The organism is Neorhizobium sp. NCHU2750, from assembly GCF_003597675.1.
Taxonomy (GTDB): Bacteria; Pseudomonadota; Alphaproteobacteria; order Rhizobiales; family Rhizobiaceae; genus Neorhizobium.
This window is the reverse complement of sequence record NZ_CP030827.1, coordinates 2,912,044-2,934,123: the sequence shown is the minus strand read 5'-3', so window position 1 is coordinate 2,934,123 and position 22,080 is coordinate 2,912,044. Positions and strand designations below refer to the sequence as shown.

At 62.4% G+C, this 22,080-nt stretch carries 17 protein-coding genes; 13 read left to right on the top strand and 4 right to left on the bottom strand.

All coding sequences use genetic code 11. The annotated features are described in order from the left end of the window. Nucleotides 1–29: 29 nt before the first annotated feature. Complete coding sequence (locus tag NCHU2750_RS14430) at nt 30–3,353, bottom strand: transglutaminase family protein (protein WP_119941131.1); 3,324 nt, start codon at nt 3,351–3,353, stop codon at nt 30–32. 123 nt (nt 3,354–3,476) lie between these two features. On the opposite strand from NCHU2750_RS14430, the gene NCHU2750_RS30560 reads away from it, so the two are divergent. The 3 genes from NCHU2750_RS30560 (at nt 3,477) to NCHU2750_RS14420 (ending at nt 6,335) form a co-directional block, all read left to right on the top strand. Further along, nucleotides 3,477–3,653, top strand: a complete 177-nt coding sequence (locus tag NCHU2750_RS30560) for a hypothetical protein (RefSeq protein ID WP_162939637.1) — start codon at nt 3,477–3,479, stop codon at nt 3,651–3,653. A gap of 109 nt (nt 3,654–3,762) precedes the next feature. Next, the gene (locus NCHU2750_RS14425) at nt 3,763–5,604 is read left to right on the top strand and encodes an ABC transporter ATP-binding protein/permease (protein WP_119941130.1); all 1,842 of its coding nucleotides are present in this window, start codon (nt 3,763–3,765) and stop codon (nt 5,602–5,604) included. Beyond that, nucleotides 5,601–6,335, top strand: coding sequence for a DUF1003 domain-containing protein (locus NCHU2750_RS14420; RefSeq protein ID WP_119941129.1), 735 nt, complete (start codon nt 5,601–5,603; stop codon nt 6,333–6,335). Before NCHU2750_RS14425 ends, NCHU2750_RS14420 begins: the two co-directional genes overlap by 4 nt. 46 nt (nt 6,336–6,381) lie before the next feature. Here the strand turns inward: NCHU2750_RS14420 and NCHU2750_RS14415 are convergent, their stop codons facing one another. Further along, the gene (locus tag NCHU2750_RS14415) at nt 6,382–7,263 is read right to left on the bottom strand and encodes a DMT family transporter (protein WP_162939636.1); all 882 of its coding nucleotides are present in this window, start codon (nt 7,261–7,263) and stop codon (nt 6,382–6,384) included. Between the two features lie 253 nt (nt 7,264–7,516). Here NCHU2750_RS14415 and NCHU2750_RS14410 point away from each other — a divergent pair, with 253 nt between their 5' ends. Then, the gene (locus NCHU2750_RS14410; protein WP_119941128.1) at nt 7,517–8,077 is read left to right on the top strand and encodes a DUF308 domain-containing protein; all 561 of its coding nucleotides are present in this window, start codon (nt 7,517–7,519) and stop codon (nt 8,075–8,077) included. A 58-nt stretch (nt 8,078–8,135) separates the two neighbouring features. On the opposite strand, the gene NCHU2750_RS14405 is transcribed toward NCHU2750_RS14410, so the two are convergent. Then, on the bottom strand, nt 8,136–10,205 hold the full coding sequence (locus NCHU2750_RS14405) for an ATP-dependent helicase (RefSeq protein ID WP_119941127.1): 2,070 nt from the start codon (nt 10,203–10,205) through the stop codon (nt 8,136–8,138). Between the two features lie 387 nt (nt 10,206–10,592). On the opposite strand from NCHU2750_RS14405, the gene NCHU2750_RS14400 reads away from it, so the two are divergent. The 4 genes from NCHU2750_RS14400 to NCHU2750_RS14385 all read left to right on the top strand — a co-directional run bounded on the left by NCHU2750_RS14400 (nt 10,593) and on the right by NCHU2750_RS14385 (nt 14,615). Continuing rightward, nucleotides 10,593–11,618, top strand: a complete 1,026-nt coding sequence (locus tag NCHU2750_RS14400; protein WP_502703793.1) for an iron ABC transporter substrate-binding protein — start codon at nt 10,593–10,595, stop codon at nt 11,616–11,618. A gap of 87 nt (nt 11,619–11,705) precedes the next feature. Beyond that, nucleotides 11,706–13,274 (top strand): ABC transporter permease, encoded by a 1,569-nt coding sequence (locus NCHU2750_RS14395; RefSeq protein WP_119941125.1) that lies wholly within the window; start codon nt 11,706–11,708, stop codon nt 13,272–13,274. Continuing rightward, a complete protein-coding gene (locus NCHU2750_RS14390; protein ID WP_119941124.1) occupies nt 13,271–14,338 on the top strand; it encodes an ABC transporter ATP-binding protein in 1,068 nt (355 codons plus the stop codon). The genes NCHU2750_RS14395 and NCHU2750_RS14390 overlap by 4 nt, the downstream gene beginning before the upstream one ends. Nucleotides 14,339–14,441: 103 nt before the next feature. Further along, on the top strand, nt 14,442–14,615 hold the full coding sequence (locus NCHU2750_RS14385) for a DUF1328 domain-containing protein (protein WP_119943369.1): 174 nt from the start codon (nt 14,442–14,444) through the stop codon (nt 14,613–14,615). 78 nt (nt 14,616–14,693) lie between these two features. Here NCHU2750_RS14385 and NCHU2750_RS14380 read toward each other — a convergent pair whose 3' ends face one another. Then, nucleotides 14,694–14,930: a hypothetical protein gene (locus tag NCHU2750_RS14380; protein ID WP_119941123.1), complete on the bottom strand. Its 237-nt coding sequence runs from the start codon at nt 14,928–14,930 to the stop codon at nt 14,694–14,696. Nucleotides 14,931–15,219: 289 nt separating this feature from the next. Between NCHU2750_RS14380 and NCHU2750_RS14375 the strand changes: the two genes are divergently transcribed. The 5 genes from NCHU2750_RS14375 to NCHU2750_RS14355 all read left to right on the top strand — a co-directional run bounded on the left by NCHU2750_RS14375 (nt 15,220) and on the right by NCHU2750_RS14355 (nt 22,072). Next, nucleotides 15,220–17,250 carry a methyl-accepting chemotaxis protein gene (locus tag NCHU2750_RS14375; RefSeq protein WP_119943367.1) on the top strand — a complete coding sequence of 677 codons (2,031 nt, stop codon included), beginning with the start codon at nt 15,220–15,222 and terminating at the stop codon, nt 17,248–17,250. Between the two features lie 238 nt (nt 17,251–17,488). After that, nucleotides 17,489–17,980, top strand: coding sequence for a Csu type fimbrial protein (locus tag NCHU2750_RS14370; protein ID WP_119941122.1), 492 nt, complete (start codon nt 17,489–17,491; stop codon nt 17,978–17,980). 18 nt (nt 17,981–17,998) lie between these two features. Next, on the top strand, nt 17,999–18,709 hold the full coding sequence (locus NCHU2750_RS14365; RefSeq protein WP_119941121.1) for a fimbrial biogenesis chaperone: 711 nt from the start codon (nt 17,999–18,001) through the stop codon (nt 18,707–18,709). After that, complete coding sequence (locus tag NCHU2750_RS14360; protein ID WP_119941120.1) at nt 18,681–21,128, top strand: fimbria/pilus outer membrane usher protein; 2,448 nt, start codon at nt 18,681–18,683, stop codon at nt 21,126–21,128. Before NCHU2750_RS14365 ends, NCHU2750_RS14360 begins: the two co-directional genes overlap by 29 nt. Next, complete coding sequence (locus NCHU2750_RS14355) at nt 21,125–22,072, top strand: Csu type fimbrial protein (RefSeq protein WP_119941119.1); 948 nt, start codon at nt 21,125–21,127, stop codon at nt 22,070–22,072. Before NCHU2750_RS14360 ends, NCHU2750_RS14355 begins: the two co-directional genes overlap by 4 nt. The last annotated feature ends 8 nt before the right edge of the window (nt 22,073–22,080 follow it).

Genomic DNA, 22,080 nt, shown 5'->3' with positions numbered 1-22,080 from the left:
TCGCTTGCCGGGCTCGTGCTCAATTCTCGTCATACTCCTTGCGGCCGGCGAAGATCGAGCGTCAGGGGGAATTCGGGCGAAGGGGTTTCCGGCAGCAAAGGATAAAATCCCGCCGTGTGACCCCAGGGCTCGAACCGCGCCAGACGCCGCGCTTCCGCCTCGTTGCCGTTCACCGGGAAGGTCTCATAATTGCGACCGCCGGGATGCGCAACATGATATCTGCAGCCGCCGATGGCGCGGCCAGACCATGTATCATAAACATCGAATGTAAGCGGCGTGTTAACCGGCAGGACCGGATGCAGGCCGGAGGCCGGTTGCCAGGCCTTGAAGCGCACGCCGGCGACGGAAACATCCGACCGCCCGGTCTGCTTCAGCGGCACGGCGCGGCCATTGCAGGCGACCGCATACCGTTGGGGATTGGAGGTCTCCAGCCTCACCTGCAGGCGCTCGATCGACGAATCGACATAGCGCACGGTGCCGCCGATGGCGCCCTGTTCACCCATGACATGCCAGGGTTCCAGCGCCTGTCTGAGTTCCAGCTTGGCGCCTTCGTATTCGACCTCGCCGAAGAAGGGGAAGCGGAATTCGAGCTGGGCCTCGAACCATTCGGGGCGAAGATCGAAGCCGTTTTCGCGAAGATCCTGAAGGACGTCCATGAAGTCTGCCCAGACATAGTGTCCGAGCATGAAGCGGTCGGCGAGTGCCGTGCCCCAGCGGACGAACTTGCCCTGAGCCGGGTTCTTCCAGAAGCGGGCGATCAGCGCACGCACCAGAAGTTGCTGGGCAAGCGACATGCGCGCATTCGGCGGCATTTCGAAGCCGCGGAATTCGACAAGGCCGAGACGGCCGGTCGGGCCATCCGGCGAAAACAGCTTGTCTATGCAGATTTCCGATCGGTGGGTATTGCCGGTGACATCGGTCAAGAGGTTGCGGAACAGGCGGTCGACCAGCCACGGCAGCGGCGGCACGCCCTGACCGGGGGCGGGCACCTGGGCAAGCGCGATTTCCAGTTCGTAGAGCGAATCGTGCCGGGCTTCGTCGATGCGCGGCGCCTGAGAGGTCGGGCCGATGAACAGGCCGGAAAAGAGATAGGAGAGCGATGGATGGCGCTGCCAGTGAAGCACGAGGCTCTTCAACAGGTCGGGGCGGCGCAGGAACGGGCTGTCATTCGGGTTGGCGCCGCCGACCACGACATGGTTGCCGCCGCCGGTGCCGGTGTGGCGGCCGTCGATCATGAACTTGTCGGCGCCGAGGCGGCTCTGGCGGGCCTCCTCGTAGACGGCGGTGGTGATGTCGACGGTTTCCTTCCAGCTCGAGGCCGGATGGATGTTGACCTCGATGACGCCGGGATCGGGTGCGACGCGGATGACATTGAGGCGCTCGTCATGCGGCGGCGCATAGCCCTCGATATGCACGGGCAGGCCGAGGCTCTTTGCGGCGCGCTCGGCCGAGGCGATGAGATCGAGATATTCTTCCACCGAGACAGTCGGCGGCATGAAGATGCAGAGACGGCCGTCGCGGGGCTCGACGGAGATCGCGGTGCGGACAAAGCCACCGATCTCGGCGCCCGAACGCTGCTGCGGCTGCTGATCGGGTGAAGAGGGCTGGAAGCTTGCCGCCTGTTGCGGCCGGGCTGAATCGGCGGCGAAATCCGGCAGATCCGCACGCGGGATCGTCGGGTCCATCGGGTTGATATAGGGATATTGCGATGCCGGTATCCAGGGCAGCGATCCCAGCGGCAGGCGGTATCCCACGGGGCTGTCGCCGGGCACGAGGAAGATGCGGCCGCGTCGCGTCGTCCATTTTTCCGACTGCCATGTCCGTCCGCTGGCGCGCGAGTTCCAGGCCTGGACGGGAAGCACATAGCCGGTCGGCTTGTTGAGGCCACGCTCGAAGACGCGGGCGATGCGGTTGCGTTCTTCCGGGTCCTTGAGCCTGGAATTGGCCGGGTCGACATTGTCGGGCAGGCTTGCTTCCTTGAGGATCCATTCGCCCGGATCCTCGAAGGCGGGGGCGACGAAATCGGGCGAGATATCGAGCTCGCCGGCGAGCGCGGTCAGCAGCCTGCCGGCATCGTCCTCGGTGACGTTGTAGTTCTTGCCTTCACTCGCAATCAGGTTCTGGTCGGCCCAGACGGGCAGACCGTCGCGGCGCCAATAGAGCGAGAAGGTCCAGCGCGGCAGGCTTTCACCCGGATACCATTTGCCCTGGCCGTAATGCAGGAAGCCGCCGGGCGCGAAGCGGTCGCGCAGGCGGCGGATCAGGACATCGGCCTTTTCGCGTTTGGTCGGGCCGACGGCGCCGGTATTCCATTCGTCGGATTCGAAGTCGTCGATCGACACGAAGGTCGGCTCGCCGCCCATGGTCAGGCGTACGTCCTGCGCTTGCAGCACGCGATCGACCTGTTCGCCGAGATCGTTCAGCGCTTCCCAGCTTTCATCGGAAAACGGCTTGGTGATGCGCGGATGCTCGGCGACGCGGGCGACGTTCATGGCGAAATCGAAGGAGGTTTCCGCCTCGCCGTAATAGCCGCCGGAAATCGGGGCGGCGTTGCGGTAATGCGGGGTCGCTGCCAGCGGGATATGGCTTTCGCCGGTCAGAAGGCCCGAGGTCGGGTCAAGACCGATCCAGCCGGCGCCCGGCAGATAGACTTCGCACCAGGCGTGAAGGTCGGTGAAGTCCACTTCCGTGCCGGAAGGGCCGTCGAGCGCCTTCAGGTCAGGCGTCAGCTGGATGAGATAGCCCGAGACGAAGCGCGTGGCGAAGCCGAGATTGCGCAGGATCTGGACGAGAAGCCAGCTGGTATCGCGGCAGGAGCCGAGCGCTGCAGTGAGCGTCTCTTCCGGTGTCTGGACCCCCGGCTCCATACGGATGACGTAGTTGATCGCCTGCTGCAGCCGCGCATTGATGCCGACGATCATGTCGACCGTCGGCTGGTCCGGCGACATGTCGAAACCCTTGAGATATTCGATCAGCGCCGGGCCGGGCGGCTCGGGGATCATGTAGATCGACAGGTCCTCGATCAGTTCCTCGGGGTATTTGAACGGCCATTTGGTCGCCTCTTCCTCGACGAAGAAGTCGAAGGGGTTATAGACCGTCATGTCGGCGACGAGATCGACCTCGATCTTGAATTCGCTCACCGGTTCGGGAAAGACGAAGCGGGCGAGGTAGTTGCCGTAAGGGTCCTGCTGCAGGTTGACGAAGTGGTTGTCCGGCGTGACCTTCAGGGAGTGCGACAGGACCTTGGTGCGCGAATGGGCGGCGGGTTTCAGGCGGATGATCTGGGGTCCGAGGCGGACGGGCTTGTCGTATATGTAGTGGGTGAGATGGTAGATGCTCGCCTTGATCGACATGCTGTCCCTTTGAATGCCCCTTGGGGCGCTCCCGTTTGCCCTTGAGGGGCGTTCCCGTTCGATGCTGATTTTTCGACCTCGTTGAGCGGGTCGACGCATCTTCATTGCATGCGAGTTTGTGCAATGCAGGAGAAGATTGCAAGGACGATTGCGTGGTTATCGTTCGTTGCTGCCGGCAAGGCGAAATCAACAGGACGTGCCATTCCTGTGGACGAAACGGCCGTCGGCATTGGCGCTCTTCATATCGATCTGCAAGCAGATGCCCTCCCGGATGAACGCGTTCGTACCGATATAGGGTGATGACAGGATGAAATCGAAGGTGAACCTGCTGCGCTGTACAACCCTTTACCGCGTGGTAAGTCTCCGGAGAGCATAGACAATAGGGCATTGCGAGAGGAGCCAGTCGCTGATGTCAGAACCATCCGCAGCACCGACGGAGCCCTACGAGCTTTCGCTTTCCGGTCAGCTTCGCATGATGACGGCGGCCTTCTGGGCCTCGCCGGTCAAGCGGCAGCTGGTGGTTTTGGCGGTGGCACTTCTCGTCATCATCATCGCCACGACCTACGCGACCTACCGGCTGAACGAATGGAACGGGCCGTTTTACGATGCGCTGGAGCGGCGCGACATGGCCGGGTTCCTCACTCAGCTCGGGGTGTTCGGCGTCATCGCCTTCTGCCTGACGCTGCTCAACGTCATACAGACATGGCTGAACCAGATCACGGCGCTGAAGATGCGTGAGGGGCTGGCGCGCGATCTCGTCAATGTGTGGCTGACGCCAGGGCGGGCGCTGAAGCTTGCGAGTGCCGGATCGATCGCCAACAATCCCGACCAGCGGCTGCATGAAGACACCCGTATCCTGGCGGAGAACACGACCGCACTGGCCATCGGCCTCGTCAATTCGACGATCCTGCTCGGCAGCTTCATCGGTGTTCTGTGGTCGATCTCGACGGATTTCGGCTTCAACATCGCCGGCCATCATCTCGTCATTCCGGGCTACATGCTTTGGGCGACCATTCTCTATGCGCTGACCGGTTCGGTGCTCAGCAATGTCGTCGGCAGCAGGCTGGCGCGGCTCAATGCCGACCGCTATGCCCGCGAGGCGGACATGCGTTCGGCGCTTGTCAGGGCCAATGAGAACATGAAGCCGATCACGCTTGCCCGCGGCGAGCCGAACGAGCTTGCCCGTGTGCAAGAGGCGATCGGCGGCGTGCTGGGCATGCTGCGCAAGCTCGCCTGGGCGCTCACCAATCTCACCTGGGTGTCATCCGGTTTCGGCTGGCTGGCGCTGGTGGCACCGATCATCATCGCTTCGCCGATGTATTTTTCCGGCGAACTGACCTTTGGCGGGCTAATGATGGCAGTTGGCGCCTTCAACCAGGTGAATACGGCGCTGCGCTGGTATGTGCAGAATTTCAGCGTCATCGCCGACTGGCGGGCAACGCTTGCCCGTGTTTCCTTCTTTCGCAACGCGCTTCTGATGACCGACACGCCGGCCAAGGAAGGCTCGGTCATCGCCTATGAGCATGGTGGCGCCGATCAAGGCATCACGCTGGAAGGTCTGGAAGTCTATGGCGAGCCCGACAAGGGAGCGGATGGCCACGGCATCAGGCTGAAGGAGAACGGCTTTTCGGTGACAGCCGGCGAGCGCGTGATGGTCAACGGCGATCCGGGCACCGACCGGCACCTGTTTTTCCAGGCGCTCTCGGGTATCTGGCCCTGGGGCAAGGGAAAGATCGCGTTGCCGCAGGCGGACCGCATGATCATGATGCCGCAGGAAGGCTATCTGCCGACTGCGACGCTGCGTGAGGTGATGACCTATCCCTCCGGTATTAGCGGCGTGAGCGACGAGGCCCTAAAGGCGGCGCTCGTCGATGTCGGGCTCGACCGGTATGTGGAGCGACTGGACCGGCAGGAGCGCTGGGACCGGGTGCTGGACAAGGAGGAGGAGGCCTCGCTGCAGGTGGCCAATGCCGTGCTGCGCAAGCCCGGTTGGCTGGTCATGGACGATATTCTGGAAGGGCTGGAGCCGGAAGTGCGCGAACAGTTGATCGCTGTCCTGGCTGGTCTTGACGGCACGACGCTGATCTATGTCGGGCGCTCGGAAGAGTTTGCCGCGAAGTTCAAGCCCAAGGTCTTCCACGTGGCGCCGCTTCATCCAAACGGGAATACGGAGGCTGCGGGAACGACCAGGGAGGGTAATTCAGATGGCGCTGGTCCAGATGGCGGCGCGACGGACGGTGAAAGACAATGAACCATCATTCCTCCCTCCCCAAGAGCGGTCAATCCAATACGGGGCAATGCGTCGTCTGCGGACGGACCTTTCCGTTTTCGAAGCTGCACAAGGCGGGAAACCTCCGGCCGCATCTCTATGACATGATCGCCGAAGAGGTGAAGGACTGCGTACATGACAGCCTGATCTGCGACGAGGATCTGGCGCGGTTCCGGCGGCGCTATGTCGAGGGGCTTCTGGCGGAGGAGCGCGGAGAACTTTCCGACCTCGACCAGAAGGTACTCGACAGTTTTGAAAAGGGTACGCTGACGGTGCAGGCAAGCTCCGAGGCCGCCACAGACAAAGTGCCGAGCCTTGGCGAGATCGTCGCCGACAAGGTGGCGTCCTTCGGCGGGTCCTGGACCTTCATCCTGTCCTTCATCGCCATTCTGGTGATCTGGATGGGCGTCAATGTCGTGGGCCTCTTCTCCCAGCCTTTCGATCCCTATCCGTTCATCCTTCTCAATCTGGTTCTGTCATGCCTCGCGGCCCTTCAGGCGCCGGTGATCATGATGAGCCAGAAGCGGCAGGAAGAGAAGGATCGGCTGCGGGCGGAGAACGACTACATGATCAACCTGCGCGCCGAACTCGAGATCCGGCAATTGCACGAAAAGATGGACCACCAGATGGCCAAGCAATGGGAGCGCCTGGCGGAATTGCAGCAGATCCAGATCGAGCTTCTGGAGAAGCGGGACGATCCGCGGAAGGAGTGAGAGATGTCGGATAATAAACAGGCGGAGGGTTCTGGTTAGCCTAAGCTCACGTCGGCGTCTGCTGTATCCTGCCGGCATTGGGGCGGCGGAGGTTGAACAGGTTGCCGGTGAGGATGAGCGCCGCACCCACTGCCATCCATCCATCGACGCCCTCGGCGTAAAGCAGGTAACCGATCAGGGCCGATAGCGGCACGCGCAGGTAATCCATAGGCATGGCGACCGTGGCATCGGCGTGCTGCAGTGCTTTCGCCATGCAGAAATGGGCGAAGGTGCCGGTGAAGGCGATCACCAATATCCAGGGCCAGAGTCCGGCCGAGGGCCAGGTCCATACCCGCAGGGCGGGGATCAGGCCGATCGCCGACTGGATCACCAGCATCCAGAAGATGATTGTCGTCGGACTGTCGCTGCGGGTCAGAAGCTTGGTCATGATGAAGGAAATGGCGAAGAGGAAGGCTGCACCCAGCACGAACATGTGGCCGGGATTGAGCGGCGCCACGCCCGGCTTGAGGATCAGCAGCACGCCGGCGAGGCCGAAGCTGATCGCCACGCATTTGCGCCATGTGAGGCGTTCTCCAAGGAAAGCCGCGGCCATCAGGGCTGCCCAGATCGGCGCGGTGAACTCGATGGCGATGACCTGTGCCAACGGGATCATGGTCAGTGCCATCAGCCAGGCAAACTGGCCGGTGTAATGCGCCAGGTTGCGGCCGATATGGCTCATAAGATGCGCGGTGCGCATGGCGCGAAAGCCGCCCTCGCGGAAAACGAATGGCAGAGGCATGAAGAAGGCGATGACGGAGCGCATCTCCATTACCTGAAAGACGTTGATTTCAAGGGTGATGGCCCGGCCGGAAACAGCCATGAGCAACAGGAGGGCGATCGACGCCATCATCCATGCGGCGGCTTTCGCCGTCGATTGTGCCTTTTCCATTCAATCCTCCCCAAGCCTCCCCAGGCTTCCTCGGTCTCCCCGTGCCGTGGAGGCACGAAACCAGCCCTATAGTGTTTCGGGAGTGGATGGAAAAGGTCCCATCGCCACATGCTGGGCGTGTGTCACCGTGACGACACGACGGGGTTGCCTGCTTTAGGGAATGCCACTCACGGGAGTGTGAGGGGAGGGCAATTGACTCATTTTTTGATTCTACCTATCAGTAGGTAGATAAATGTCAAACAAGGAGCCTGTCATGTCCGTTCAACCCACCGTCCAGTCGAACTGGCTGCGGTCCTATTATTTCCTGCGTGCCGTCTTCTCGATTGCCTGGATTGTCGTTGCAGTCCTGAGTGCCGGGCAGATGGCGATCGTGTCGTTCCTGCTGGTGATCTATCCGGCATGGGATGCGCTTGCGAATTACATCGATGCGCGTGCCAATGGCGGGCTTGCGGCCAACAGGTCGCAGATGCTGAACGTCGTCGCCAGCACGGTGATGACGGCGGTGGTGTTCATTGCGGTGATGCAAAGCAGTTATGCCGTACTCACCGTCTTCGGCGTCTGGGCGATCCTGTCGGGACTGCTGCAGCTTTATACCGGTGTGCGTCGCTGGCGGACTGCCGGTGCCCAATGGGTGATGATCCTCAGCGGTGCGCAGTCGACGCTGGCCGGCGTGTTCATGATCAGCCGTGCCTTCGGCGACAAGATGCCGACGATCCTCGATATCGCGCCCTATGTCGGCTTCGGCGCCTTCTATTTCCTCTTGTCCGCGCTGTGGCTGACCGTGGCGTCCTATCGCGGGGCGAGGAACGCCTAGGCACTTTTATTCTGGCGCGTGCCTCCCGAAACCGGTGACCCCTTTCGAGGGACATGTGCTAACGCCACATGCCGCGCATCCTGGCGGTGACGTCGATCCTCACCTGCTGGCGGTGCTGGCGTTCGGCATCGGACATCGGTGCAACCACCGGCCAAGCTGAGGTCTCGAAGAACTGCAGAAGCGTTGCCGGAATGAAGCGGGTGCGGGCGGCATAGACATGCCTGTCCCCTTGTGAATGCTGTCCGTGGACGAAAAAGCGCTGCGGGGTGATGACGTGGAGATGATCCTTGGCGCGCGTCATCGCCACGTAAAGCAGGCGACGCTCCTCCTCGATCTCCGCGGTCGAGCCGACACCGAGATCGGACGGTATGCAACCATCGACGCAGTTCAGCAGGAAGACCGAGCGCCATTCCTGGCCCTTGGCCGAATGGATGGTCGAGAGGATCATGTAATCCTCGTCGAGCAAAGGCACGCCGGCCTGATCGCTCGTCGCGTCCGGCGGGTCGAGCGTCAGTTCGGTGAGGAAACGTTCGCGCGAGGCATAGCCGGAGGCGATCTGCTCGAGCTGCAACAGATCCGACTTGCGGGTCTCGGCATCCTCGTGGACGCGTTCGAGATGCGGCTCGTACCATTCTCTGGCCGTGCCGATGTCAGCCGGCCAGCCTTCGCTCTGGCGGATCGCGGCGAGCATCTCGACAAAGGCGCCCCAGTCGGAACCGGAACGCGGCGGAGCCGGGATTTCCTGCAGGGCTGCAAGCGGTTCCGGATCGGTGGCGATCGCCTCCAGGATCTTGCCGGCGGTCTGCGGGCCGATGCCGGGGATCAGCTGCATCAGCCGGAAGCCGGCGACGCGGTCGCGCGGGTTCTGGGCAAAACGCAGCGCCGCCAGCATGTCCTTGACATGGGCGCTGTCGAGGAATTTCAGGCCGCCGAACTTGACGAAGGGAATGTTGCGGCGGGTCAGTTCCACTTCCAGCGGGCCGGAATGGTGCGAGGCGCGAAACAGCACGGCCTGCTGTTTCAAAGTCATGCCAGTCTCGCGGTTTTCCAGCACCTTCTCGACGATATAGTTGGCCTGTTCCGCCTCATCCTTGACGGTGACGAGGCGCGGGCGCTCTTCAGACTGCCGGTCGGTCCAGAGGTTCTTGGTGAAGCGCTCGCGGGCGAGCTCGATCACACCGTTGGCGGCCGCAAGGATGGTGCTGGTCGAGCGATAGTTGCGGTCGAGCGTGACGATATTGGCCGGCGGATCGAATGTCTTCGGGAAATCGAGAATGTTGCGGATCGTCGCGGCACGGAAGGAATAGATCGACTGGGCGTCGTCGCCGACGACGGTGAGGCCGCGTCCGCCCGGTTTCATGCCCATCAGGATGGATGACTGCAGCCGGTTGGTATCCTGGTATTCGTCGACCATGACATGGTCGAAGCGGGCGCCGACATCTTCGGCGATCGACGGCTCGTCCATCATCTGCGCCCAGTAGAGAAGCAGATCGTCGTAATCGAGAACGTTCTGCGCCTGCTTGGCCTCGACATAGGATGCGAAAAGCTCGCGCAGCTGTTTTTCCCAGGCCTGGCACCAGGGGAACCAGTTCTTCAGGACTTCATCCAGCGGCGTTTCGGAATTGACCGCACGGGAATAGATGGCAAGGCAGGTGCCCTTGGTCGGGAAACGGCTTTCCATCTTGGAGAAGCCGAGTTCGTGGCGCACGAGGTTCATCAGGTCGGCGGAATCCTCCCGGTCGTGGATGGTGAAATCCGGGTCGAGGCCGATCTGGTAGGCGTAGAGGCGCAAAAGCTTGGAGCCGATGCCGTGGAATGTGCCGGCCCAGGCGAGCGCATCGGTCATGATGCCGGCATTGGCGCCCAGAACCTGTTTGCAGATGCGCTCGACGCGGCGACCCATTTCGGTCGCGGCGCGGCGGGAAAAGGTCATCAGCAGGATACGGCGCGGATCGGCACCGGAGACGATCAGGTGGGCGACGCGATGGGCGAGCGTATTGGTCTTGCCGGAACCGGCGCCGGCGATGACGAGGAGGGGGCCGGCAGGGCCGCCATTCGGCACATCCGATCCATGTTCCACGGCCCGGCGCTGGGCCTCATTGAGTTTTTCCAGATAGGCGACCGACATTCAGATCCGCAAGCTTGTTCCCGATGTGTTCATCTAAGCAATAGCTGATTCGTTCGGGAACAGGCATAGCAGGCTGTGGAGAGCGGAATGCCGCGGCATGTGGTGACCGCCCGGCTTTCAGCTGTCTGTCAGGATCAACGTGCAGTCAGCGTCCGGCAAAGGTGCAAACGAGGACGCATCGCGACGGATCCAGCTCACTGAAGGTTATTTACCCCCGTAATCAACCGGAGATTTTTTAAGTCTATCGAAATGTTTCGATGGACGTTTTAACATGTTGTTTTTTAATGTTTAATTCCAATTCTTTAAGTTGTTTTTGTTGAGAATAAACTTGACTGTTCTTGTCTTGTTTCGCTATGAGGTCGCCGTGAATTTTCCATGGAGGCGATCTTGAAAACTTCTTCTCTCCTGGCCGGCGTTGCGCCGGCCCTGTCTGCTCTGGCCTTTTCCATCCTTGCGGTTTCCACGCCGGCTTCCGCCCAGGTGGCCGACAGCCTTACCATCTACAACGCCCAACACGAGGGGCTGACCAAGGAATGGGTCGATGCCTTTACCGAGGAGACCGGTATCGTCGTGACGGTGCGCAATGGCGGCGACATGGAATTTGCCAACCAGATCGTTCAGGAGGGGGCCAACTCCCCAGCCGACCTGTTTCTGACCGAAAACTCGCCGGCCATGGCGCTGGTCGACGGCAAGGGCCTGTTCGAACCGGTCGACAAGGCAACGCTCGACGAGGTGCCGGAGCAGTTCCGCCCGGCCAACGGCCACTGGATCGGTATTGCCGCACGTTCCACCGTGTTTGCCTATGACAAGACCAAGCTCACCGAGGACAAGCTGCCGAAATCGCTCATGGATCTCGCCAAGCCGGAATGGAAGGGCCGCTGGGCTGCCTCGCCGTCGGGTGCCGATTTCCAGGCGATCGTCGGCGCGCTGTTGCAGCTGAAGGGCGAGGAACAGACGGCCGCCTGGCTGAAGGGCATGAAGGAAAACTTCACCGCCATCCGCGGCAACTCGACGGCGATGAAGGCCGTCAATGCCGGCCAATTCGAGGGCGCGGTGATCTATCACTACTATTATTTCGGCGATCAGGCGAAGACCGGCGAGAACAGCAAGAACGTCGCGCTGCATTATTTCAAGAACCAGGATCCGGGTGCCTTCGTGTCGATCTCCGGCGGCGGCATCCTTGCCTCTTCCAAGCACAAGCCGCAGGCGCAGGCATTCCTGAAATGGGTTGCCGGCAAGGGCGGCCAGAAGGTCCTGCGGGACGGAACCTCGTTCGAATATGCCGTCGGCAAGGGCGAGGCTTCCAACAAGGCGCTGGTGCCGCTTGCCGATCTCGATGCTCCGAAGGTCGAGCCGACCGAGCTCAACAATGCCAAGGTGACCGACATGCTGACCGCGGCGGGCATTCTCTAAAGTTGCCGCGCAGGCGGACGAATAATTCCGGTTGCGCCAGGACATCGCAGGGCTTACCTGCGGTGTCTCGTCATTTTCGAGTGTTTCATGACGTCCATCGCTGACAGCAAGCCTCTTTCCATGCCGCGTCTCCGATTGCGATCGGGAACGCGCGGCACGTTTGCCGTGGCGATCGTCATCGCATTGCTGGCATTGGTACCGCTTGGCTTCGTCTTCTGGGCTGCGGCGGTGACCGGCCGGGAGACGGCTTGGCAGATGATCTTCCGCCCCCGAGTGGGCGAGTTGATGGTCAACACGCTGCTGCTGGTCATCATCACCGTGCCGGTGACGACGGTGCTGGCGAGTGCGCTCGCATGGCTGACGGAGCGCAGCGACCTGCCGCTGGCGCGGCTGTGGTCGGTGCTATGCGTCGCGCCGCTCGCCATCCCCGCCTTCGTGCATTCCTATGCCTGGATCGGCCTGTGGCCCGGCTTTCACGGCCTGCCGGCGGGGGTGGCGATTTCGGTCACCGCCTATTTTCCGTTTCTCTATCTGCCAATCGCGGCCTCGCTCAGGCTTCTCGATCCGGCACTCGAGGATCAGGCGGCATCGCTCGGCCTTTCCGATGGCGCGGTGTTTTCGCGCGTGGTGCTGCCGCAGCTGAGATTGTCCATCCTTGGCGGCGGGTTGCTGATCGGCCTGCATCTCCTGTCGGAATACGGGCTTTATGCGATGATCCGCTTCGACACGTTCACCACCGCCATCGTCGATCAGTTCCAGTCGACCTATAATGGCGTTGCGGCCAATATGCTGGCGCTGGTGCTGGTCGTTTGCTGCCTTGTGTTTCTGGCATTCGACGCGGGTTTCAGGGGACGTCGCCGCTATGCGCGGATCGGCTCGGGCGTCGCACGCCGGCCGCGGCGCGTGTCGCTCGGACGCTGGCGACATGTCTGCCTTCTTCTGCCGCTTGCCGCCGTCGCGTTTTCGCTCGGCATTCCGGCGCTGACGCTGTCGCGCTGGCTGATTGCCGGGGGTGCCGGCATATGGAAGCTCGACGAGATCGGGCTTGCTCTTGGCCAGACGCTCGCCATCTGCCTTGCAGGCGGAATTGCGACGACTGCGGCCGCACTTCCCATTGCATGGCTTTCGGTGCGCCGGCCGGGGCCGCGAAGCAGGCTGATCGAGGGCTGTTATTATCTGGCGAGCTCGATGCCGGGCGTCGTCGTGGCGCTGGCGCTGGTGACGGTCACCGTCAGAGTGACGCTGCCGCTTTACCAGACGGTGGCGACGATCGTGCTTGCCTATGTGATCATGTTCATGCCGCGGGCGCTGATCAGCCTGCGGGCCAGTATCGCGCAGGTGCCGGCCGAGCTGGAAGAGGCGGCGGCGAGCCTCGGCCGTTCGCCGATCCGGGCGCTCTGGTCGACGACCGTCAGGCTTGCCGCGCCGGGGGGCGCGGTGGCGGTTGCCCTGTCCTCGCTCGGGATCATGAACGAATTGACCGCCACGCAGATGCTGGCGCCGAACGGCACGCGCACACTCGCCATGGCCTTCTGGGCGTTGACGAGCGAGATCGATTATGCCGGAGCCGCACCCTATGCGCTGCTGATGATCCTGTTTTCACTGCCGATGACGGCGCTGCTCCATCACCAATCGAAGAAGATCGCCGGCCGATGAGCTTTGTAGACATTCGCGGATTGCGCAAGACTTTCGGGCCGGTGACGGCGCTTGACGGGATCGACCTCTCTGTCGACCGGGGCAGCCGCATGGTCGTGGTCGGGCCGTCCGGCTGTGGCAAGACCACGCTTTTGCGGCTCGTTGCGGGTTTCGAGGCGGCGGATGCGGGCGCCATCGTCATCGGCGGAGAGACGATGGTGGAGGGGGCGGCGGCGGTACCGGCGCACAAGCGCAATATCGGCATCGTGGCGCAGGACGGCTGCCTGTTCCCGCATCTGACGGTTGCCGGCAATATCGTCTTCGGCATGACAGACGAGATGCCGGTCAAAGAGCGTCGTGCGGCAGAGTTGATGGAGATGGTCGGGCTCGACCGCTCGATGCTGGCGCGCCGGCCCGACGAGCTTTCCGGTGGCCAGCAGCAGCGCGTGGCGCTGGCGCGGGCGCTTGCCCGCAAGCCGCGGCTGATGCTGCTCGACGAACCGTTCTCGGCGCTCGATACGGGACTCAGGGCTGCAACGCGCAAGGCTGTGGGCGACGTGTTGAAGGCGGAGGGGATTGCGACACTGCTCGTTACCCATGACCAGGCGGAGGCACTTGCCTTTGCCGATCAGGTGGCGGTGATGCGCGGAGGCCGTCTGGCACAGGTCGGGAGCCCGCGGGAGGTCTATTCACGCCCCGCCGATCCGCAGACGGCGCGTTTTCTCGGCGAGGCGATCATCCTGCCGGCGCGGCTGATCGGCGGGCAGGCGGAGTGTGCGCTCGGGCTGCTGCCGGCCGATGCAAGCGATGGGGCAGGCCATGGGGCGGTCGATGGGGCCGGTGGTGCGCGGACGATCATGCTGCGGCCGGAACAGATCACGCTTGCCGAGCCGGGTGCTAGAGACGGCGCGATCATGGTGCGGATCAGGGATGTCCGCTTCCGCGGATCGACATGCGAGCTGCAGGTAGTGCTACATGCAGACGAGAATATTGCCTTTGCGGTGGAAGTGCCGAGCCGGGCCGCCTTTGCGGAGGGACAGGATGTTGCCCTCTCGGTTGCGGGAACCGCTCACGTATTTCGCTAACGGTCTGTTGCCATGCCGTTTTTTATAAAACAGCAGGCTGACAATGGAACCCGGGAACATTGATGGGCGTTATCCGGCCATCAAACACGAAGGACCAACATCCATGTTGAAATGGGCTCTTATCTTCCTCGTCATTTCCCTGATTTCGGGTTTTCTCGGATTTTCCGGCGTGTCGGCGGCAACGGCCGGTATTGCCAAGATTCTGTTCTTCCTGTTCCTGGTGATCTTCCTGGTCTTCCTAGTCATGGCATTGATGGCCGGCAGCGCGATCATGTAGGCCTCGACAGGGTCAAAAACGACAAAGCCGCTCTTCCGAGGCGGCTTTTTCATGTCTGGCATGGCGCGTTCGCGAGTATCAGCGCCCGGGGTGTTTCTGGGCGAAGACGAGAAGCTGCCAGACGACAGGTCCGAGAAGGGAATGTTCGTGGTGGCTCTTCGGCAGGACGCTGCCCTTGTCGGCGACAATCTCGTCACCACAGGTGCGGCAGCGATAAATGCCTGCATTGGTGACCGGCTGGCCGGGCTTCCAGTCCTGATCGAAAGCCCATGACTTGGCCTCAACGAGGCGATCGGAATACTTGTACTGTGCCATCTAACCTCTCGGTCTGATCCGTTGGTCAACAGAAGACTAGCGGCAACAAGTGACCAAAGCGTAAGTCAAAACAGTGCAAGACTTTGTATTTTTGCGCTTCTTCAGGTTTTGGCGGGTGTTCATCGCGACAAGGTTGCAAGAATCTTTTCGTTTTAACCCATGGTAAAAGATGTGCGGCTACACTTCCTCTCGTTCCGGGGAGTGGGGGGAACGTCGTCGCAGAACTGCGACCATCGATCAACGATGCGTCAAAGCCACTTTGCCTTTTCGCTTTCTGTTCGGGTCCGCGATGAAAAACATATCCATTACCGGCAAGTTCTTTGTACTTCTCGCATCCTTCGGCCTGGTCACGCTGGTGCTGGCCTATTATGCCGGCAGCCAGATCCTCAGGGTCGACGGGGACTATTCGCGTCTGGTGACGACGGAGGGTGACGCTGCGACCTCGCTGTCGCGCGCCAGCCAGACGTTCCAGACGATCCGCGGCGCCATTGGCGACGTGCTGCTGACGACCGCCAAGGAGCAGGACAAGAAGGCGATGGACGAACTTGCCGCCTCGCGGCAGCAGTTCCTCACCTATATCGACCGGGTGTCGGCGGCGATGCCGGGCGATCCGGCGATCGCAGATCTCAAGACCAAGGCGATGACTGTGCTGGACCAGTCCTGCGCCAATTCGGTCGCGCTCGGTACCAAGGCGTTGACCTATCTCGACATCAAGGGCGCGATGGACGTGTATTTCCGCGAGTGCCAGCCGCAGTTCCAGATCATGTCGAAGGCAATCAGCGACAAGGTGGACGAGCTGACCAAGGCGACCAGCGCCAGCGCCGCAACGCTGTCTGCCGATGCCCACCGGATCTATTGGACGACGATCGGCGGCGTGCTTGCCGCGCTCGTCATGATGGCGATGGTCAGCTTCGTTGCGATCCGTGCGTGGCTGGTGCGTCCCATCCAGGCACTTGGCCTGACGATGGGCAAGCTTTCGGGCGGCGAACTGACGGCGGATGTGGTCGGCGAGGATCGTAGGGACGAGATCGGCGGCATGGCGCGTGCGGTGTCCGTGTTCAAGCAGAACGGATTGCGGGCGCGGGCGCTGGAGGCGGAGGCCGTCGGCCAGCGTGACGAGAGCGAGGCGGAACGCCGTCGGGTCGCCGAGCAGGAGAGTGCGCGTGCCCGCGCGATGGGCGAGGCCACCCGAGGCCTGGCGGAGGGGCTGAAGCATCTGTCATCTGGCGACCTTGCCTATCAGCTCGAAACCTCCTTTGCGGCAGATTTCGAGGGGCTGCGGAGCGATTTCAACCAGACTGCAAGGCAGTTACGCGACACGCTTGCCGCAGTCTCGACCGCCACAGGGGCGATCGACAGCGGTGCCCGCGAGGTGAGCCACAGTGCCGACGACCTGTCCAAGCGAACCGAGCAGCAGGCCGCGTCGCTGGAGGAAACGGCGGCAGCACTGGACGAGATCACCGCCAATGTGACAAATTCGTCGAAGCGGGCCGAGGAGGCGCGCAGCGTCGCGATCAAGGCGAACGAGAGTGCCAGGACGTCCGAGACCGTCGTTGCCGAGGCGGTGACGGCGATGAGCCGGATCGAGCAGTCATCAAGCCAGATCTCCAGCATTATCGGGGTGATCGACGATATCGCCTTCCAGACCAATCTCCTGGCGCTCAATGCCGGCGTCGAGGCGGCGCGGGCCGGCGAGGCCGGCAAGGGCTTTGCCGTGGTGGCGCAGGAAGTGCGTGAACTTGCGCAGCGCTCGGCGACGGCTGCCAAGGAGATCAAGGAACTGATCCGCAAGTCCTCGGCGGAAGTCGACAGCGGCGTGAAGCTGGTCAGTGCCACGGGCGATGCCCTGAAGACGATCGAGGCCTATGTCGTCACCATCAACCAGCACATGGATGCGATCGCCACCTCTGCCCGCGAACAGTCGGTTGGACTGTCAGAGGTCAACAATGCCGTCAACCAGATGGACCAGGTGACGCAGCAGAATGCTGCGATGGTGGAAGAGGCCAATGCGGCCGGCGCCACACTTGCGATGGAGGCCGGCCGGCTGCGGGAGCTCGTGTCGCAGTTCCAGCTCGGCGAGAGCCAGGATGGCGACAGCGCATATGGCGTACGGCAGGCGTTCGAGGTCGCATCGCCGCCGCTTTCCGCTCACGCGAAGTCGGTGGCAGCCAGCCTCCGCCGGGTGAATTCGGTAAGGCCGGTTGATGACCATTCGTCGCCCAAGGCTTCACCGGCGCGGGGCATGGTCGGCAAGCTTGCCCAGGCCTTCGGCGGAGGTGCGTCGCCTGCAGGCGCAGCCGACAGCTGGGAAGAATTCTGAGACATACGATCTGTCGAGATGACGAGACGGCCCGGCTGCGATGCAGACCGGGCCGTTGTGTTTTCGGGCGCCGACCTCTTGACGGTGACCATCTGCGATCGTCAGGGCATGCGGGTTGAACAGACCTAGCCATCCGACTGAAACGTTTCGTTAACCATACGTCGTTAATCCTAATTTAGAAATAACTAAATAAATAATGGCTTGCTTGAAGCGGGCAGGGCTGAAGAGTGAGGTACCGATGCGAAATATCATTGCGGCCGGCATTGCCATATCCTTCTTCGCCGCCGCCGGTCCGGCGCTTGCCCAGACCGCGACGACAACGTTCAACGTGACCATGACGATCACTTCGTCCTGCCAGATCAATTCCGCCACCAACATGGATTTCGGCTCAAGCGGTGTGATTGCCGCCAATCGTGATGCGACGAGCACTATCACCGTCCAGTGCACCAATGGAACCGGCTATACGATCGGCCTGAATGCTGGTTCCACCACGGGTGGGACGATCGCCACCCGCCTGATGAGCGGCGCAGGCGGTGCGACGATCGGCTATTCGCTCTATAGCGATGTCGCACGCAACACCTATTGGGGCAATACGATCGGCACCAACACGGTCAGCGGCACGGGCAACGGTGCTGCCCAGCCCTATACGGTCTATGGCCGCGTGCCGCCGCAGACCACGCCGGCGGCGGGTCCCTATACCGACACGGTCACCGCCACGCTCAATTACTGACAACCGACAGGAGGCAATATGCGTTCCTCGTTTACCGCCATCACACTGGCGGCCGCTTTCGGCTTTGCGTCTTTTGCAGAATCTGCGTCACTTCGGGTCTCGCCGGTCATCGTCGACCTGCCGGCGCCGGCGGCGACCACGCAGCTTTCGGTATTCAACGATGCGATGAAGCCGATCAATGTGCAGGTCCGGATCTTCAAATGGAGCCAGAAGGACGGCAAGGACGTGCTGGAGCCGGCCAATGGCGTCGCGGTCAGTCCGCCGATCGCGCAGCTGAAGCCCGGCGGCGAAAACATGGTGCGGATCGTCCGGACCTCGAAGACGCCGGTCAAGGGCGAGGAGAGCTACCGGGTCGTCGTCGACGAGCTGCCGCCTTCGATGCGGCAGGCGATCACCGTGATCATGGTGGTGCGCCATTCGATCCCGGTGTTCTTCGCCGATCCGAGTGCTGCCGGTGCCGTCGTCGACTGGAGCGTCCAGCCGGTGGCTGGCGGCTATCAGGTGACGGCGCGCAATCGCGGCGCCAAGCGTTTCAAGGTCGCAAATCTGGAATTGAAGAGCGGCGGCAGCACCGTCGGCGAGCGCGACGGACTGGTCGGCTATGTGCTGGGCGGCTCGACGGCGCAATGGATCGTGCCGGCACGCGGACGCCAGGGCGGCGCGATCACCATTCACGGCGAGAGCGAGGCGGGCAGTTTCGATGCAAGGGCGAAACCCCAGGGAGGCTGACAGGCGCCTGGTGTTTGCGCTTGCGGCCATGCTGGCCTTCGGCGCAGCCCCTTCGTTCGGCCGGGCAGCATCGGCAGATCCAGCAGCGCAGCCGGCCGGCATGGCGCTCGATCTGCAGCTCGAAGTGATCGTCAACGGCAATCCGAGCGGCTTTATCGCGGCTTTCAGGAAGGAGCCGGACGGCCGGCTGACGATCGAGGCCGAGCAGTTGGAAAATTGCGGCATCCACGCCGCCAGGGAGGCGAGAAATGGTGAGGGGCGCATCGATATCGGCAGACTGCCGGGCGTTTCCTTCCTTCTCGACGAAGCCATGCAGACGGTGACGTTCACGGCAGAGCCGAAGTCGCTTGCGACAAGGCGGATTTCCGTTGCGGCCCAGGTGAATGGCGATGGCGCGGCGCCGGATGGCGGGGAGGAAAAACCCCGGCTCAAGCCGACGTCGAGTCCCGGCGCGCTTCTCAACTATACATTCTTCGGTTCCACGGGAGGCGAGGGCCTCTCCAGCCTCTGGGATCTGCAGGGCGTATCGGCTTCCTTCGATGCGCGCCTGTTCGGGCCACTCGGCGTATTCGGCTCATCGCAGATCGTCGCGCTGTCCGCCAACGACCGCTATTCGACCGTCCGGCTCGATACATCCTGGAGCTATTCCGATACCGATCGGATGTTGACCTACAAAGCAGGCGATCTGATTTCCGGCGCGCTTGGATGGACCCGGCCGGTCAGGCTCGGCGGGGTGCAGATCCAGCGCAATTTCGACCTGCGACCCGACATCATCACCATGCCGCTGCCGGAGCTTTCCGGAACCGCTGCCGTGCCTTCGACTGTCGATCTCTATGTCGACGATGCGCGCCGCTCTTCCTACGACCTGCCGGCCGGGCCGTTTACGCTGAGCAACATCCCGGCGATCACCGGCAATGCGACGGCACGCCTCGTCGTGCGCGATGCGCTCGGCCGCGAGACGGTGACCGAGACGCCGCTCTATGTCTCGGCCGACCTGCTCTCCACCGGCTTCTTCGACTATTCGGCTGAGCTCGGCTTTGCCCGCCAGAATTACGGCACTTCGTCCTTTTCCTACGATGAGCGGCTGATCGGACTTGTGACCGGCCGCTACGGGGTGACCGACCGGCTGACGCTCGAGGGGCATCTGGAAGGCGGGATGGACTATGTCAATGGCGGGTTCGGCGCTGCAGTGGAGCTGGGTTCGTTCGGTCTCGGCACGGCGGCCGTCGCGGCAAGCCGGTTCGGGGCCGAACAGGGCTATCTCGCTTCGGTCAGCGTCGAAGGCGAATTCTGGGATGTCCACTGGCGGGCGAGCAGCCAGCGGACGTTCGGCGACTATAACGATGCTGCGTCAGTGACGGCGGATCGTGCGCATGGCATTCCCGCATCGCGCAACGGCCCGCCCAAGGCACTCGACCAGCTCAATCTTTCGGTGCCGTTGAAATTCGATGAGACGACGCTGAATTTCAGCATGACGCATGTCGTCTCGGCCGACGACGAGCGGTCGCGTATTGTCGGGGTGACGGCCAATCGGTCGATCGGCGAGAACGGCAACATGTTCGTCACCGCCTATGCCGATCTCGACCATAGCGACGCGATCGGGCTGTTTGCGGGACTGACCTGGAGTTTCGGCAACGACCTCACCGTTTCGACCGGCATGACCCGCGACGACGAGGGAATTTCTGTTTCTTCCAGCGTGGCGAAGAAGATCGAACGCGGCGGCGCGGAGTGGGATCTGCGGGCCAGCGATGTCGAGGGGGCGCGGACATCGCGGGCCGCAAGCATTGCCCGCCAGGGCGCGAGCGGGCGCGTCGAGGGCTATGTCGAACAGACCGACAGGACCGTGCAGGCGCGCGGCCAGATCGAAGGGTCGCTGGTCGTGGCGGGCGGAGACGTCTTCGTCACGGACCGGATCGACGATGCCTTTGCCATTGTCGATGCCGGTGCCCCCGATGTGGATGTCCAGTTCGAGAACCGTCCGGCCGGCAGGACCAATGCGCGCGGTCGGCTGCTGGTGCCGGACCTGCGCTCCTATGAAGCCAACAATCTGTCCATCGACCCGTCCAACCTGCCGATCAACTCGGCGATCAACAGCACGCGCGAGGAGGTCATGCCGCAGCGGGGCGGCGGCGTGGTGGTGCGTTTCGACGTTGCATCCGATGTCGCCGCGGCACTGGCGACGCTTCGCACCGAGGACGACGTGTTCGTCGAAACCGGATCGGTGATCTCGCTCGAGGGCACCGACCAGACATTCGTCATCGGCTATGACGGGCAGGCCTATATTACCGGCCAGAGCGGGCATCTGAAACTCTCGGTGCAGCAGCCGACCGAGGGGACATGCACGGCCGAAATCGACATTCCGAAGCAGGAAGGCGCGGTCGCGACCTTGCCGGAAGTCATCTGCAAGAGGATCCAATGAAGGCTTTGCTCACCGCGATCTTCATCGCCATCGCTGCCGCTTTTCCGGCCATGGGGCAATCCTGCACCTATACGGTCTCGGATGTCGCGTTCGGCAATGTCAATCTGCTCTCCGGTGCCGAGATCAACGGCTCTGCGACGATCCAGGGCACCTGCACGAACACGTCGTCGATCAGTCTCGGCGCTCGTATCTGTTTCAACATCAATGCTGGCAGCGGCGGGTCGTCCGGCGGGAACAGGCTGATGATCAACGGCTCCAATCAACTCCGATACCAGCTTTATCAAGATGCCGCGCGGACCGTGCCCTGGGGGCATACGGACAACACAACCCTCGGCACGGCGGGCACGCTCGATATCACCTTGCTGCCGCTGACCAGTGTAGCGATCAACAAGACGATCTATGCCAAGATCCTCGGCAGTCAGCAGACCACGCTCGGAGGCACTTATACCTCGGCTTTTTCCGGCGCACAGGCGCGGTTCAATGTGGCATCCTATCTGGTCACGCCGCCCGCCTGCTCCGCAGTCACCGGCAATCCGGTCAATCCGACCTTCACGGCGAGTGCCTTCGTGCTGCGCAGTTGCACGGTCTCGGCGCAGAACCTCAATTTCGGCAGTCGTGGGGTTCTGGGCACCGTCACCGATGCGACGTCTCAACTGTCGGTGAACTGCACGTTCGGACTGGCCTATTCGGTGGGGCTGGATGGCGGCGTGGGAAACCACGCGCCGACAGCGAGGCGGATGACCAATGGCAGCGAGTACATCACCTATGGCCTCTACCAGAATGTCGGCCGCACGACGGCCTGGGGAAGTGCCGTCGGGGCGACGGTGGGCGGAACCGGAACCGGCATCGCGCAAAACCTCTCGGTCTATGGGCGGGTGCCGGCCCAAGTGACGCCATCGCCTGGAACCTATTCCGACACAGTTGCCGTGACGGTGACCTACTAGCTTGATCT

Excerpts from the sequence above, each read along its gene's own strand:
- NCHU2750_RS14395 (WP_119941125.1), top strand. The coding sequence starts at position 11,706 with ATGACGTCCATCGCTGACAGCAAGCCTCTTTCCATGCCGCGTCTCCGA.
- NCHU2750_RS14380 (WP_119941123.1), bottom strand. The coding sequence starts at position 14,930 with ATGGCACAGTACAAGTATTCCGATCGCCTCGTTGAGGCCAAGTCATGG.
- NCHU2750_RS14410 (WP_119941128.1), top strand. The coding sequence starts at position 7,517 with ATGTCCGTTCAACCCACCGTCCAGTCGAACTGGCTGCGGTCCTATTAT.
- NCHU2750_RS30560 (WP_162939637.1), top strand. The coding sequence starts at position 3,477 with ATGCAGGAGAAGATTGCAAGGACGATTGCGTGGTTATCGTTCGTTGCT.
- NCHU2750_RS14355 (WP_119941119.1), top strand. The coding sequence starts at position 21,125 with ATGAAGGCTTTGCTCACCGCGATCTTCATCGCCATCGCTGCCGCTTTT.
- NCHU2750_RS14415 (WP_162939636.1), bottom strand. The coding sequence starts at position 7,263 with ATGGAAAAGGCACAATCGACGGCGAAAGCCGCCGCATGGATGATGGCG.
- NCHU2750_RS14420 (WP_119941129.1), top strand. The coding sequence starts at position 5,601 with ATGAACCATCATTCCTCCCTCCCCAAGAGCGGTCAATCCAATACGGGG.
- NCHU2750_RS14390 (WP_119941124.1), top strand. The coding sequence starts at position 13,271 with ATGAGCTTTGTAGACATTCGCGGATTGCGCAAGACTTTCGGGCCGGTG.
- NCHU2750_RS14370 (WP_119941122.1), top strand. The coding sequence starts at position 17,489 with ATGCGAAATATCATTGCGGCCGGCATTGCCATATCCTTCTTCGCCGCC.
- NCHU2750_RS14385 (WP_119943369.1), top strand. The coding sequence starts at position 14,442 with ATGTTGAAATGGGCTCTTATCTTCCTCGTCATTTCCCTGATTTCGGGT.
- NCHU2750_RS14425 (WP_119941130.1), top strand. The coding sequence starts at position 3,763 with ATGTCAGAACCATCCGCAGCACCGACGGAGCCCTACGAGCTTTCGCTT.
- NCHU2750_RS14430 (WP_119941131.1), bottom strand. The coding sequence starts at position 3,353 with ATGTCGATCAAGGCGAGCATCTACCATCTCACCCACTACATATACGAC.
- NCHU2750_RS14405 (WP_119941127.1), bottom strand. The coding sequence starts at position 10,205 with ATGTCGGTCGCCTATCTGGAAAAACTCAATGAGGCCCAGCGCCGGGCC.
- NCHU2750_RS14375 (WP_119943367.1), top strand. The coding sequence starts at position 15,220 with ATGAAAAACATATCCATTACCGGCAAGTTCTTTGTACTTCTCGCATCC.
- NCHU2750_RS14365 (WP_119941121.1), top strand. The coding sequence starts at position 17,999 with ATGCGTTCCTCGTTTACCGCCATCACACTGGCGGCCGCTTTCGGCTTT.
- NCHU2750_RS14360 (WP_119941120.1), top strand. The coding sequence starts at position 18,681 with ATGCAAGGGCGAAACCCCAGGGAGGCTGACAGGCGCCTGGTGTTTGCG.